We start from the raw sequence: 12,150 nt of genomic DNA, 5'->3' as shown, positions 1-12,150 counted from the left end.
GACCGGAGAGTCTCGCGAGGATGACACTGCGACCCAGGGCGACGGCGACCTCATCGCTCCGGCGATCCCCTCTCCCGCCCCACCGCATAGGAGCCTCGTGAGCGACCTCAGTCGGATCGACTGGAACCTGCTGCCGGCCCTGGACGCCCTGCTCACCGAGCGCAACGTGACCCGTGCCGCTCGTCGGCTGGGCGTCACCCAGCCGGCGATGAGCAACGCCCTGCAGCGGCTGCGGCGCCACTTCCGTGACGAGCTCCTGACCAGGCACGGGAACGGGTACCTGCTCACCCCGCTGGCCGAGCGGCTGGCGCCCCGGGTCCGCGACCACATCAGCTCCGGGCTGAGCATCGTCGGGTCGATCGACGCCTTCGACCCCCTGATCAGCACCCGGCGCTTCGTCATCGCCGGGAGCGAGGCCATGCAGGTCGCGCTGGCGCCGAGCCTGACGCGAGCACTCAACGAGCACGCGCCCGCAGTGACGTTCTCCTTCGTGGCACCGTTCGTCGAGCCCTTCCGTACCTACGACGACATCGTCGCCGGCACCGATGGCTGGTTCGCGCCTCGCGAGATGATGCCGAACCAGAGCTGCACCGGCCTGATGTCGGACAGCTGGGTGTGCGTCGTCGACCTCGAGCACCCCGAGGTGGGCGATGCCCTGACCCTGGCCGACGCGCAACGGCTGCCGTGGGTCGCCCCCACGATCCGCGGCGCGCCACTCCGGGTGCACGTCGACGCCCTGATGGCACACGGCGTCGAGCCTGTCGTCGAGGTCTTCACCGAGAGCTTTACCGCCGTCCCCTTCCTCGTCGCAGGCACGACCCGGCTCGGGATCATGCAGCGCGCCGTGGCCGAACGACTCGCCCCCGCTGCCGGTGTCCGCATCCTCGAGTGCCCGTGGGCCGTGCAGCCGCTCCACGTCACCTTCTGGTGGGACCTCCGCTGGGAGTCGGACCCGGCGCACACGTGGTTGCGGTCCGTCGTCGACCAGGTCATGGACGGCCGCGCGCCGCGGCCCGGGCTGGCCTGACCGTCGGCGGGCGATCGCGCGACCGGGTGTGGGTGGCCACGCCACGAGATGGGCTCAGGGGTTCGACGAGACCGGTCGCCCCGTCGACGTCCATGGCAGGCGCGGTGGCCGCTTGACGGCGACCCGCTCCCGCCGCATAGTTAGGCGCATGCCTAACCATGGTGGCGAGCTGGACTCGGTCCTCCGTGCCTTGGCTGACCCGACCCGTCGGGCTGTCGTCGAGATGCTGGCGGTCTCGCCGGCTGTCGTCTCGGAGCTGGCTGCGCCCTTCTCGATGGCGCTGCCGTCGCTGATGCAGCACCTCCGGGTGCTCGAGGACGCCGGCGTCGTCACCTCCGAGAAGCACGGCCGGGTGCGCACGGTGAGCCTGCGCCCGGGCGCCCTCGACGTCCTGCACCTGTGGCTCGGCGAGCAACGCACGCCGGCCGAACGGCAAGCCGACCGACTCGGCATCCACCTGACCCGCTCCGCACCGAAGGCCACCTGACATGACCCGCGTCCGTATCGACCTGTTCAGCTCCCTCGACGGCCACACCTCGGTCGGGGGCGGACCCGAGAACCCGATGGGAGACGACTGGGGACCCCTCACCACCGCCTACGTCGCGACCCGCACCGTGAAGGAACGCGTCTTCGGCGACACCAGTGGCGCCGGCACCACCGGTGTCGACGACGCCTACGCCGCGGCGTTCTTCCAGGGCATCGGCGCCGAGATCATGGGCGCCGCCATGTTCGGTCTGCACTCGTTCCCGGACGACCCCGAGTGGAAGGGATGGTGGGGCGACGAGCCACCGTTCGGCGTCCCGGTCTACGTGCTGACCAGCACGGCTCCGCGACCCGATGTCGCCATGCAGGGAGGAACGACGTTCCGCTTCCGCGACTGCTCCGTCGAGGACGTGCTCGCCGAGGCGGTCGCGGCCGCCGGCGGGCTCGACGTACGCGTCGGGGGCGGCATCGGCACTGCCCGCGCGTTCCTGCGGGCGGGCCTCGTCGACGACCTCCACGTTGCGATCGCACCCGTCGTGCTCGATCGCGGTCACCGCGTGTGGGAGGACCTGCGCGGGTTCGAGCACACCCACCGCACGACGATCGAGGTCGCCGAGAGCGGCACGATCCACGTCACCTTCACCCGCCAGGACAGGTAGGAGCGCACCGTGACCGTCACACGTCGCCTGGCCCATGCCGGCTTCACCCTGACCCGCGACTACCCCGCGCCCGTCGAGCGGGTCTGGAGCGCCTTCGCCGAGGAGGACCAGAAGCGTGCCTGGTTCGGCGACGCGGACGCCTTCGTGCGCGGCGAGTGGGCGTACGACTTCCGCGTCGGCGGGCGCGACGTGGCGGAGGGCACGTTCCACGACGGTCCCCTCTCGCGCTACGTCGCCACCTACACCGACATCGTGGAGCACGTACGCATCGTCACCACCTACGACATGTGGCTCGACGGGACCCACATGTCGACCTCCATCGCGTCGTACGAGCTCGTTCCCACCGACCGAGGCACCCAGCTCACCCACGCCGAGCACGGCGTCTTCTTCGACCAGTACTGGACCGACGGTCCGAACCGCGAAGCCGGCAGCCGAGCAATCCTCGATCTCCTGGGCACCCACCTGACCTGACCTGACGATCGATCGGTGGAACAGGACCCCAGGAAGTGCCGGCCGGCCCCAGATCCTGCCGGGCCTAGTCTGGGTCGGGCAGTCTCGGCTGGAGGTGCTCGTCCGCGGAGCGGCGCGGTGCGCGCCGTGCACAGCTCGGTGTCTGGGCACCCACTCCGCGCGACCGACCATCGGCAGCCCACATCGAGGAGACCCCATGGACACCATCCCGCTACAGGCGCAGGTCGAGGAGCACCTCGCGGTGGCACGCAAGCACAGCGCGGGCCGCAGCGCGCACACGCTGTACGGCGGGCAGGGCAACGCCCTGCGGCAGACATTGATCGCCCTCGCGGCCGGCCGTCGGCTCGGCGAGCACGGCAGTCCCGGGGAGGCGACCCTGCAGGTGCTGCGCGGCACGGTCCGGCTGCATGCCGGTGACGACCTCTGGGTCGGCACCACCGGCGACCTCGTGGTGATCCCGGCGACGCGACACGACCTCGAGGCGGTCGAGGACGCCGCCGTGCTGCTGACCGTCGCCCTGCACGGTGTGCCAGGGACGTGAGCACACGGTGAGACCAGCAGGAGCCGTGGGCGCCGTCGACTCTGGCGAGACCTGGTGGGGGGGCGTTCGCCCAGGTCGGCGCGACTGACTCTTCTGATGACCCGGCTACGTACCGCCGCAGGCACACCTGCCCGAGTCCGGTGCGCGGCAGACGCGGACGCTGGTCGAGCAGCGAGCGGAAGGTCCACGCCGGGCCCGGGACCAGTGCGAGGATGCCTGGATGAGCTGGGGAGATGTCTGGGTCAACGGGGACAAGGTCCGACCCGGGATAGACGCCACCGGCCCACGGGCGCCGTGGATTCCCGCCGGCGTCATCTCGTCGGAGGAGCGGGCGTTCGTCGAGGCGACGCAGCTGTTGCGAAGGGCCCGCGGTGCGCACGCCCGGGCGGTCGAGTTCGACCTCCAGGTCACCTCGTCCGCCGTGGCCAAGGAGCGCGCCGGCACGGGCAAGGCCGCCGTGTTCTTCGAGCCGGACGGGCTGTGGCTCGCGGTCGACGTCACCCCGGTGGGAGGCCTCGAGGAAGAGGCGCGCTTCGTGGTTTTCGTGCAGCGGGTGCACGTCGTCGCTGGCCGGCGGGCCGCCGAGTCGCAGCGCGGCACGAGCGGCCGCTCGCGGGCGACCATCTCACTCCGCGGGCGCGCCAGGTCCCGCGAGAGCGCCCTGGAGTGGGGTCACCGGGCGTCGTCCGCCTGACCGAGGGCGCCGTCTGCGCTGCCGACGTAGGCCGGCCGGGCCAGCCGACTCCGAAGACCGGCGCCGGTCGGCGTCGAGCCGGCTGATGGCCGACCCCGCCCCCAGAGGTGTCCCCGGCACGGATCGACGCACCCGCGACCGGCAGACCTGCACGACAGCCGCCAGCGAGATCCGCTGGCGGCTGTCGTCACGTCGGGTCGTGGAGCGTGTCCTACACCCGAGCGCTGGTGCGGCGGTGGGCCGCGGTCCAGATCAGCAGCGCGACGACCGCGCCGATGATCGAGCCGATGATGCCTGCGGGCTGCAGGAGCCCGTCGCTCGCGTCCTTGCCGAACAGCAGGTAGCCCAGCAGCCCGCCGACGAAGGAGCCGACGATGCCGAGCACGATCGTGGCCACGACCGAGAGGTCCTGCTTCCCGGGGACGAGCAGGCGGGCCACGAAGCCGGCGACGGCGCCGACGATCAGGATGGTCAGGATGAGTCCGAGCATGTGAGTGCCTTCCGTCAAGAGGCTGCCGGTCGCGGCCCTTGGGGTGTACACAACCACCCCCCTCAGGGTCGTGACACACCCCTAGGTGGGTTAGTATGTGCAGGTGAGCACCCGTAGCGGTCCCATCCAGGTCGCCGTCGTCGATGACTACGACGTCGTCGTCATCGGGGTCGCCAACATGCTCGATCCCTACCGTGACCGGGTCGTCGTCGCCGAGCTGGACACGAACAAGCCCCTCATCGACGACGTCGACATCGCGCTGTACGACTCCTTCGCGCAGCCCGAGACCGACCACGACGAGATCAAGACGCTGCTCGACAACCCCTTGGCCCGGCGGGTCGTGGTCTACACCGGGAACTTCCACCCCGAGCTCGTCTCGATGGCACGCGACCTCGGGGTGCACGGATACCTGTCCAAGGCCCTGAGCGGCCGTGAGCTGGTGGCCGCCCTCGAGGCCATCCACGCCGGCGAGACCGTGATCAGCGCCTCGGCGGCGCAAGCACGCAACACGGTCGGCGACTGGCCCGGGCGCGGGGAGGGACTCTCCGACCGCGAGTCGGAGATCCTCGCCCTCATCACCCAGGGCAAGAACAACGCCGAGGTGGCAGCGCTGACCTACCTCAGTCCCAACACGGTGAAGTCCTACATCCGCGGGCTCTATCGCAAGATCGACGTCGAGAGTAGGACACAAGCCGTCCTCTGGGGAGTGCGCAACGGGTTCCTTCCCGACCACCGCCGGATCGAGCACTGGCGCGGCGGTCCCTGACGCGTACCGGTTGCACTCCCTCGTCGCGGCGCCCATGAGCGGGGGCCAGCATGGGTGCCCGCCCAGGCGAAGATGAGGTCGCGCGACGAGGCGGCCGCGGCGTGGGGCGCCGGTGCGATCGCCTCACAAGCCCGGGTGCTGCTCGGTCGGAGAAGTACACCCTGACCAGCGGAAGAGGTTGTCGTGATCGAGGTACTGACTGCTTGCACGCGGTGCGATGCCGAGATCAGCGTCGACATGGCGTCAGCCGTCCTGCGCATGGACGTCACGCCCCGCGCCGAGGCAGAGCTCCTCTACTCGTGCCCGTCGTGCGAGCGGCCGGCGTTGCAGCGAGTCGCCGGGGACCTCCTCACGAAGCTGCTGTTCGTGGGGATCGAGCCGCTGCGTCTCAGTGAGCCGTCGTTGCCGGCCGACGACGTTGCTCCGCCTCTGCCGCCCCTCACCCGCGACGACCTGCTCCGCTGGCACCAGGACCTGGCGCCGATCTGGACGGTCATCCCTTGGGAGCGTTCACCCGGCTGAGGGCCGGGCATCGGACGCACTCCAACCGGGGCGAGGCAGGACCGGGGGTGGTGGACCTCCCAGCCCGGCCGGACCGGTCCGGCCGCCGGTGGGTAGCCGCGCTTCCAGCCCGCGGCCCTGATCTCGGCGGTCGGCGTCCGACCGCCGGCGGCCCCCTGGGCGGCCGCCACGAGATTCGTCGTGCCCTCTCCTGATCCGAGCAGTGGCGTTGGTGTCGAAGAGCGGTGGTCTGCGCACCCAGCCCGCCGTGGAACGGTCAGATCTAACGAGTCGCGGAGACCACGGCTGGAGACGTTGGCGACGACCTCGCTCGTCCACACCTGGTCCTGGCTCGCGGTCAGGCCGGTTCGAGTGCCGTCGTCACGTCGCATGTCACGTCCTGCTGCAGCTGCGGCGACAAGCCGGTCGCCGGAGGCGACCCGGGACACGTGCGACGACGGCACCGACCGTGGCGTGGTGACGTTCACGAAGCACCACGCACCCGGGGCCCGCACGGTCCACGACGCGGTGCGGGTACGGGCGCAGCGACCAGCCAGTCCGGGAGCTGGTGCACTCCGGCCGACAGCGCACGCAGCCTCGGCGGCGCGAAGGCTCGGCTCGAGCCCCACCGACCAGGTGCTGGCAGGAGAGCGACGACCCGCGGGGCGTTCGGCCCCGGAGGTCGTCGCACGCCGCCCACGGCCTTGCCTACGCTGCACTGTCCTCGGGTGCGGGCACGGGGTCGAGTGCTGGGCCGGGGGGCTGGGGAGAGGACGCGCCGAGCGGGGCGTGGAGCTCGGTGTAACCGCCGTCGGGTGCCCGCACGATCGCCCCGGTCTCGAGGCCGAAGGCCTCGGTCGCGCGTTCGCGGTCCTGGAGGCCGATGCACACAGCGCGCGCCACGACGAAGGCCAGCACCGGACCCACGACGATCGCCACCCTGAAGAAGTAGATGAGCGTCTCGAAGGAGAGGTGGAACTGGCTGGCGATGAGGTCGACGCCTGCAGAGAAGAGCAGGACGCCGTAGAACACTGCGCCGGCCGCTCCCACGCCGGTCCGTGTCGGGTTGTCGCGGGCGCGGTCCAGGACGTGGTGCGCCTCGTTGTCCCCGGTGATCCTGGCGTCGATGAAGGGGTAGGCAGCGACGAGCGCCAGGAAGACACTGACCACGGCGATGGGCACGAGCAGCGCGAGCGACCACGTCCTGCCCCCGAGCACGACCTCCCATCCGGGCGGCACCAGCCGCAGAGCGCCGTCGAGGAATCCGAGGTACCAGTCGGGCTGGCTGCCGTTCGACGCGGTGCCGCTGTCGGCGGGACCGTACTTCCAGATGGGGCTGATCGTCATGGTTCCGCCCATGAGCACCAGGGCCCCGGCCGCGACGAAGAACAGGCCACCGGAGCGCGCGATCGTCGCTCGAAGGGCGGAGGTGCGGCTGCGCTGGCTGTCGTGGCGTTGCTCGGATGCCGTGTGCATGGGGCCGCGCGTGAAGGCCAGGCGAAGTCGCAGCGCGACGACGACGACCAGGAGCGCAGGGAGCACGTACACGTGCAGCGGGTAGAGGGTCTGCAGGATGTGGCCGGGGAACTCTCCGCCGAAGAGGAGGAAGGCGATGCCAGGGCCGATGACGGGGATGCCCAGCATGATGCCGTGCATGATCCTCAGCCCGCTGCCCGACAACATGTCATCCGGCATCGCGTAGCCGCTCCAACCCGCCGCCAGTGCGAGCACGAAGGTCGCGAACAGCAGCAACCACATGCCTCGACGTGGCTTGCGGAAGGCGCCGGAGAGGAACGTGGTGAACAGCTGCAGCATCAAGGACGCGGGGAGGACCAGGGCAGCCCAGTGGTGGGCCTGCCGCGCCAGGAGGCCGCCGCGGACCTCGAAGCTGAGGTGGAGTGTCGATGCGTAGGCCTGCGTCACCTCGACGCCCCTCAGGGGCTCGTAGCTGCCGTCGTAGGTGACGTGGGGTCCCGAGGCGTCGTAGTAGTACGTCAGGTACAGCCCCGTCACCACCAGGACCACCATCGCCGCCATGGAGATGACGCCGAACGTGTGCGACCACCGGTTGGGGACGACGCGTCGGCGGAGCCTCGGTGCCCACCGCTCAAGCAGCATCCGCTCCACCCCCCGCCGCCGCCGCGCGACGTTCGGCTCGGACCGTGCGCTCCGAGGTGGGGACGGCCAGGACGCGGTCACTCCTCGTCGGGGTGCCGCACGGGGAGGAATCGTGGTGGCGGTCCTGGTCGAGGATGCGTCGCAGGATGGCTCGGACCACGGGCGGGTCCGCATCGAAGCGTCGGAACCGGGGGACGACGCTCGACACGAGCCAACGCCACCGGTCGTCGTAGTTGGTGATGCGCGGCCGCACCCGTCCGCGGAGGCCACGGGGGTTCGTACGGGCGAGCGTGTAGAAGTAGAACGAGGTGAAGTACTCGATCGCCTGGCACGGTCCACGTGTCTCGAACGACGTGGCCGACCCGATCGAGACGGCCCAGGCGCACCCGTGGGAGAGGCGATCGAAGTTGGGTTGCACCACGACGCGCTGCTCGTGCTCGAGGAGGAGGAGGTTGCCCCTCCAGATGAGGTCCCGTGCCCCTGCTCGAGCCGCCGGGGACGTCGTCGGGTCCTCCAGCACCCGGCGGCCCTGGTCGAGTGCTTCGAACCCGGCCAGGATGGGTGCGTAGTGACGCTCGTCCCGCAGGAGGGCGCGAAGCAGGGTGATCCCGTCCTCCGAGGTGACGTAGGCGAGGTGGACCCAGAACAGGTCGTCGAAGATGTCGTTGTTCGTTGCTCGGATCGTGTTCGCGTCCGCCGTGAGCACCCGCCACCTCCCCGGTCCGTGCCCCGGACCGGTGGCGCTCCTGAGAGCGGTGTCGATGTGGAGGGGGAGGAGCGCGACGCGCACGTGGTGCGACGCGATCGCCGCCATCCCGGCCCACTTGAAGCACGTGGGCAGCGCCATGTAGGCCCAGGCGTAGCACGACGAGATCTCGCGGTTGCGGTGGGCCGTGCAGCACTCGTCGACCAGGATCTCCTCGGCCAGCGCCTTCCAGCCGGCGATCGTGCGAGGAGGGCCGTGCTGGATCCGATCGAGGGCGAGAAGGAGCCGTTCGCTTCCGAACTCTCCTCCAGCCAACGCGCGACGATCCCTCACCGGCATCGCTCGTGCGGGACTGAGGCCGCGCGACCTGCTCAGAAACCCGTGGCGGTGCTCGTACCGCGGCGGGCGGGACGACGCGCGTCCCCTCACCGGAGCAGCGTTGGTGCCGGTCATCGCCGGGTCCCTCGGACCATGCTGCGGCTGTCGCACGCGGCGTACCGCGCTCTACCCACACTCGTCACGTGTGCCTCCTGGATGATGTGAGGGTCAACCCCCTCATCACCTCTGACCGCAGCCGGACCTCGATCGTGAGGCTGTCAGCCGCATCGCGACGGTGGTGCCGTCTCGCTCACCAGGTGGGGCGGATCACGAGGTGTGCCGCACCGTGCGCTGCTCACATCCGCCGAGGTCGCCCGGTCATGACGGTGATCGAGACGGCTCGACGGCGCTGGAGGCGAGATGCACGGCACGACGACGTCCGACCGCGGCCTGCTGGCGCACGACAGCCGTCGTGACCGGCGTCTGACGGCGGTGACGGGCGCCCAAGCCGGCCGGCGCGCACCGCCCCGGCGACGATCCGCGAGGCGCCCCCGCCCCGACCACCGTCCAGACCACCGTCCCGCAGCACTGCTGCCGTGCGTCGTCCCGCTGCGCGCCGAACCCAGGAGGCACCCATGACCACGAGTTCCGAGGAGCCGACGACCGCAGCCGACCCCACCACCACCGGCACCTCGTGGGTCACCCACGTCGAACGGGCCGTCGAAGCGCTCGTCAGGGGCGGCATGGTGCTGGTCGTCGACCACGAGGACCGCGAGAACGAGGGAGACCTCCTCCTGGCCGCGGAGACAGCCACGGCCGAACAGGTCGCGTTCGTCGTTCGGCACACCACAGGCATCCTGTGCGCCCCGATGACCGAGGATCACGCCGACCTCCTCGGACTCCCACCGATGGTCGCGCAGAACACCGACAGCCACGAGACCGCGTTCACGATCACGGTCGACCACAGGAGCGCAGGCACCGGCGTCTCAGCCCGCGATCGCGCGCGGACGTTCCGGGCGCTCGCGGACACCTCGACGTCGGCCAGCGACCTGCGGCGACCAGGTCACGTCTTTCCGCTCCGAGCCCGTGCCGGGGGCGTCCTCGAACGATCCGGGCACACCGAAGCTGCGGTCGACCTGCTCGAGCTCGCCGGCCGAACCCCGGTAGGCCTCATCGGAGAAGTCGTCTCAGGCGACGGATCGATGATGCGAACCGGCGAGCTGCGGCGGTTCGCCGCCCGGCACGGCATCCCGCTCACGTCCGTAGCCGACCTCGTCCGATACCGCGACCCCGAGTTCCGTCACGTTCGTCGGGTGAGCTCTGCTGCCATGCCCACCGCGTTCGGCAACTTCGAGGCAGCTGTCTTCCAGTCGTACAGCGACGACGCCGAACACCTGGTCCTCACCATGGGTGATCTCGCAGGACCGGGCGCGGAGGAAGGCGGCGTACTCGTCCGCATCCACAGCGAGTGCCTCACCGGCGACATCATCGGCTCCCTGCGCTGTGACTGCGGGACCCAGCTCGAGCAATCCATGATCGCCATCGCCCAGGCGGGCGCCGGAGTGGTCGTCTACCTCCGCGGACACGAGGGACGAGGCATCGGCCTGGGACCGAAGATCCACGCCTACTCGCTGCAGGAGACCGGCCTCGACACCGTCGACGCCAACACCGCACAGGGCTTGCCCGTCGACGCACGACGCTACGACTCGGCAGCACACATCCTGAGGCAGCTGGGCGTGCAGCGGGTGCGGCTCATCACCAACAACTCCGACAAGCTCGCCGCGTTGGTCCGTCACGGCCTGACGGTCGTCGAACGCGTCGCCCTCCCCGCGTTCGAGACCGTGCACAACCGGCGCTACCTGCGCACCAAGCGCGAACGCATGGGTCAGACGATCGACACCGGCGTCCGAGGCGGGGCCGACACCAGGGGGAATCCCGTGCAGGTCGTCGTCGACGGCTAGCAGGTCGTCCTTCACGTCGCTCTCCGCGCAGCGCGAGCCCGCCGCTCCGGGTCGGGCCGGCCACGCCTCCCAGCGATCTCCGGCCGACGCGGACCTCACAAATGACGACCCGGGATCGTCAAGGGACCATGACCAACTGCGAACCTCGACGCATCATCATCATCGGCGGTGGCTACGCCGGCATCCTGTGCGCCAACCGGCTCGCGGGGAAGCTGAAGTCACGAGCGCGGATCACGCTGGTCAACCCGATCGCGTCGTTCGTCGAACGGATCCGTCTTCACGAAGTCGCAGCCAGGACCGACGCGGAGCCGGCCACACGCCACTCCCTGCGCTCCCTGCTCGAGCCGTCGGTGGAGCTCCGGCTCGCCAGCGTGACGTCGATCCGACCCGACGAGCACCGGATCCACGGTGTCGACACCGCGTCGAACCTGCCTTGGGCCGAGCGCTACGACACCCTGGTGTACGCCGTCGGCAGTGGTGTTCCCGCCACCGCGGTGCCCGGCGCAGCGCAGTACGCCCACAGCATCTCCAGCCTGGAGGCAGCACATGCCTTCCGAGGTCGGCTCGCCGAGGTTCCCGACGACGCGTCCGTTCTCGTCGTCGGTGGAGGAGCGACCGCCATCGAGCTCGTCACGGAGCTCGCCACGCTACGACCGAACCTCCGACTCAGCATGGTCACCTCGTCCCAGCTCGGCCCGACCCTCTCGGTGAAGGCGCGCACCTACCTCGAGCGGGCCGAGGCGATGTCGCACGTGCGCGTCTTCGAGCGCACCCCGGTTGGCGAGGTGACCCGGACCGGTGTTCGCACGGTCGACGGCGACGACATCGCCGCAGACTGCGTCGTGTGGGCCGCCTCGTTCGCGGTGCCCACTCTCGCCCGGGACAGCGGCCTGGACGTGGACCGGTCCGGCCGGCTCATCGTCGACGAGTACCTGCGGACCGCGAGACATCCAGACATCCTCGGTGCGGGTGACGGAAGCCTCGTCGACGGTCCCGCTGGCGAGACGCTGCGGATGGCGTGTGCGACAGCGGTCCCCCAGGGCGGTCATGCTGCCGCCACGATCATCGCGGGACTCGAAGGACGCGCACCCGACCCGTTCGGGCTCGCGTACCTCGTCCTGGCGATGAGCCTGGGGCCCGGTGACGGGCTGGTGCAACGGACCCGGTTCGACGACACCCCCAGCGGCACCGTTCTCACCGGCAGGCCTGCCGCGGTGTTCAACGAGCTGAACAACAGGTACGCGAGATCGATCCTCGCGTGGGAGCGGATCCGCGCCGGCACGTATCGCTGGGCCAAGCCACCCAAGAGCTCCCGCCGCGCCGCGTGACACGCGCACGTGCGAGCCGTCGGGGGCGAGGAACCTGGTTGCTCTCGAGCGCCGTGCGGGTCCCCCGTCGCGGACGGCGCGAGGAGT

The 12,150-nt window shown here is 70.5% G+C and carries 13 protein-coding genes; 10 read left to right on the top strand and 3 right to left on the bottom strand.

Annotated features, from left to right (window positions below; translation table 11 throughout):
• Positions 1–97 precede the first annotated feature (97 nt).
• The 6 genes from E4623_RS21035 (at position 98) to E4623_RS21010 (ending at position 3,875) form a co-directional block, all read left to right on the top strand.
• The gene (locus E4623_RS21035) at positions 98–1,027 is read left to right on the top strand and encodes a LysR family transcriptional regulator (protein ID WP_167736791.1); all 930 of its coding nucleotides are present in this window, start codon (positions 98–100) and stop codon (positions 1,025–1,027) included.
• Between the two features lie 148 nt (positions 1,028–1,175).
• Complete coding sequence (locus E4623_RS21030; RefSeq protein ID WP_134768543.1) at positions 1,176–1,514, top strand: metalloregulator ArsR/SmtB family transcription factor; 339 nt, start codon at positions 1,176–1,178, stop codon at positions 1,512–1,514.
• 1 nt (position 1,515) lies between these two features.
• Positions 1,516–2,169: a dihydrofolate reductase family protein gene (locus E4623_RS21025; protein WP_134768542.1), complete on the top strand. Its 654-nt coding sequence runs from the start codon at positions 1,516–1,518 to the stop codon at positions 2,167–2,169.
• A gap of 9 nt (positions 2,170–2,178) precedes the next feature.
• A complete protein-coding gene (locus tag E4623_RS21020) occupies positions 2,179–2,640 on the top strand; it encodes an SRPBCC domain-containing protein (protein ID WP_134768541.1) in 462 nt (153 codons plus the stop codon).
• Positions 2,641–2,836: 196 nt separating this feature from the next.
• Positions 2,837–3,181: a cupin domain-containing protein gene (locus E4623_RS21015; RefSeq protein WP_134768540.1), complete on the top strand. Its 345-nt coding sequence runs from the start codon at positions 2,837–2,839 to the stop codon at positions 3,179–3,181.
• Positions 3,182–3,401: 220 nt separating this feature from the next.
• The gene (locus E4623_RS21010) at positions 3,402–3,875 is read left to right on the top strand and encodes a hypothetical protein (RefSeq protein ID WP_134768539.1); all 474 of its coding nucleotides are present in this window, start codon (positions 3,402–3,404) and stop codon (positions 3,873–3,875) included.
• 211 nt (positions 3,876–4,086) lie between these two features.
• Here the strand turns inward: E4623_RS21010 and E4623_RS21005 are convergent, their stop codons facing one another.
• Entirely contained in the window at positions 4,087–4,365 is a 279-nt protein-coding gene (locus E4623_RS21005; RefSeq protein WP_134768538.1) for a GlsB/YeaQ/YmgE family stress response membrane protein, read from the bottom strand.
• A 103-nt stretch (positions 4,366–4,468) separates the two neighbouring features.
• Here E4623_RS21005 and E4623_RS21000 point away from each other — a divergent pair, with 103 nt between their 5' ends.
• Together E4623_RS21000 and E4623_RS20995 are read left to right on the top strand one after the other, a co-directional pair.
• The gene (locus tag E4623_RS21000) at positions 4,469–5,131 is read left to right on the top strand and encodes a response regulator transcription factor (protein WP_245155203.1); all 663 of its coding nucleotides are present in this window, start codon (positions 4,469–4,471) and stop codon (positions 5,129–5,131) included.
• Between the two features lie 183 nt (positions 5,132–5,314).
• On the top strand, positions 5,315–5,653 hold the full coding sequence (locus E4623_RS20995; protein WP_134768537.1) for a hypothetical protein: 339 nt from the start codon (positions 5,315–5,317) through the stop codon (positions 5,651–5,653).
• A 687-nt stretch (positions 5,654–6,340) separates the two neighbouring features.
• Here E4623_RS20995 and E4623_RS20990 read toward each other — a convergent pair.
• Together E4623_RS20990 and E4623_RS20985 are read right to left on the bottom strand one after the other, a co-directional pair.
• On the bottom strand, positions 6,341–7,750 hold the full coding sequence (locus tag E4623_RS20990) for a cytochrome b N-terminal domain-containing protein (protein ID WP_134768536.1): 1,410 nt from the start codon (positions 7,748–7,750) through the stop codon (positions 6,341–6,343).
• Entirely contained in the window at positions 7,740–8,771 is a 1,032-nt protein-coding gene (locus tag E4623_RS20985; protein ID WP_134768535.1) for a hypothetical protein, read from the bottom strand. Before E4623_RS20985 ends, E4623_RS20990 begins: the two co-directional genes overlap by 11 nt.
• Before the next feature lie 638 nt (positions 8,772–9,409).
• Here E4623_RS20985 and ribB point away from each other — a divergent pair.
• Both ribB and E4623_RS20975 read left to right on the top strand, forming a co-directional pair.
• On the top strand, positions 9,410–10,735 hold the full coding sequence (gene ribB / locus E4623_RS20980; protein WP_134768534.1) for a 3,4-dihydroxy-2-butanone-4-phosphate synthase: 1,326 nt from the start codon (positions 9,410–9,412) through the stop codon (positions 10,733–10,735).
• 128 nt (positions 10,736–10,863) lie between these two features.
• On the top strand, positions 10,864–12,063 hold the full coding sequence (locus tag E4623_RS20975) for an FAD-dependent oxidoreductase (RefSeq protein ID WP_167736790.1): 1,200 nt from the start codon (positions 10,864–10,866) through the stop codon (positions 12,061–12,063).
• Positions 12,064–12,150: the final 87 nt, after the last annotated feature.

The organism is Nocardioides sp. 1609 (assembly GCF_004522105.1).
In the GTDB taxonomy this organism is placed as follows: domain Bacteria; phylum Actinomycetota; class Actinomycetes; order Propionibacteriales; family Nocardioidaceae; genus Nocardioides.
Note: the sequence above shows the minus strand (reverse complement) of the source record. Positions and strands in the feature narration are given on the sequence as shown.

What these genes read in the sequence shown, in the direction of transcription:
- E4623_RS21030 (WP_134768543.1), top strand. Translation starts at nt 1,176, where the DNA reads ATGCCTAACCATGGTGGCGAGCTGGACTCGGTCCTCCGTGCCTTGGCT.
- E4623_RS21025 (WP_134768542.1), top strand. Translation starts at nt 1,516, where the DNA reads ATGACCCGCGTCCGTATCGACCTGTTCAGCTCCCTCGACGGCCACACC.
- E4623_RS21015 (WP_134768540.1), top strand. Translation starts at nt 2,837, where the DNA reads ATGGACACCATCCCGCTACAGGCGCAGGTCGAGGAGCACCTCGCGGTG.
- E4623_RS21010 (WP_134768539.1), top strand. Translation starts at nt 3,402, where the DNA reads ATGAGCTGGGGAGATGTCTGGGTCAACGGGGACAAGGTCCGACCCGGG.
- E4623_RS21005 (WP_134768538.1), bottom strand. Translation starts at nt 4,365, where the DNA reads ATGCTCGGACTCATCCTGACCATCCTGATCGTCGGCGCCGTCGCCGGC.
- E4623_RS20990 (WP_134768536.1), bottom strand. Translation starts at nt 7,750, where the DNA reads ATGCTGCTTGAGCGGTGGGCACCGAGGCTCCGCCGACGCGTCGTCCCC.
- ribB (WP_134768534.1), top strand. Translation starts at nt 9,410, where the DNA reads ATGACCACGAGTTCCGAGGAGCCGACGACCGCAGCCGACCCCACCACC.
- E4623_RS20975 (WP_167736790.1), top strand. Translation starts at nt 10,864, where the DNA reads ATGACCAACTGCGAACCTCGACGCATCATCATCATCGGCGGTGGCTAC.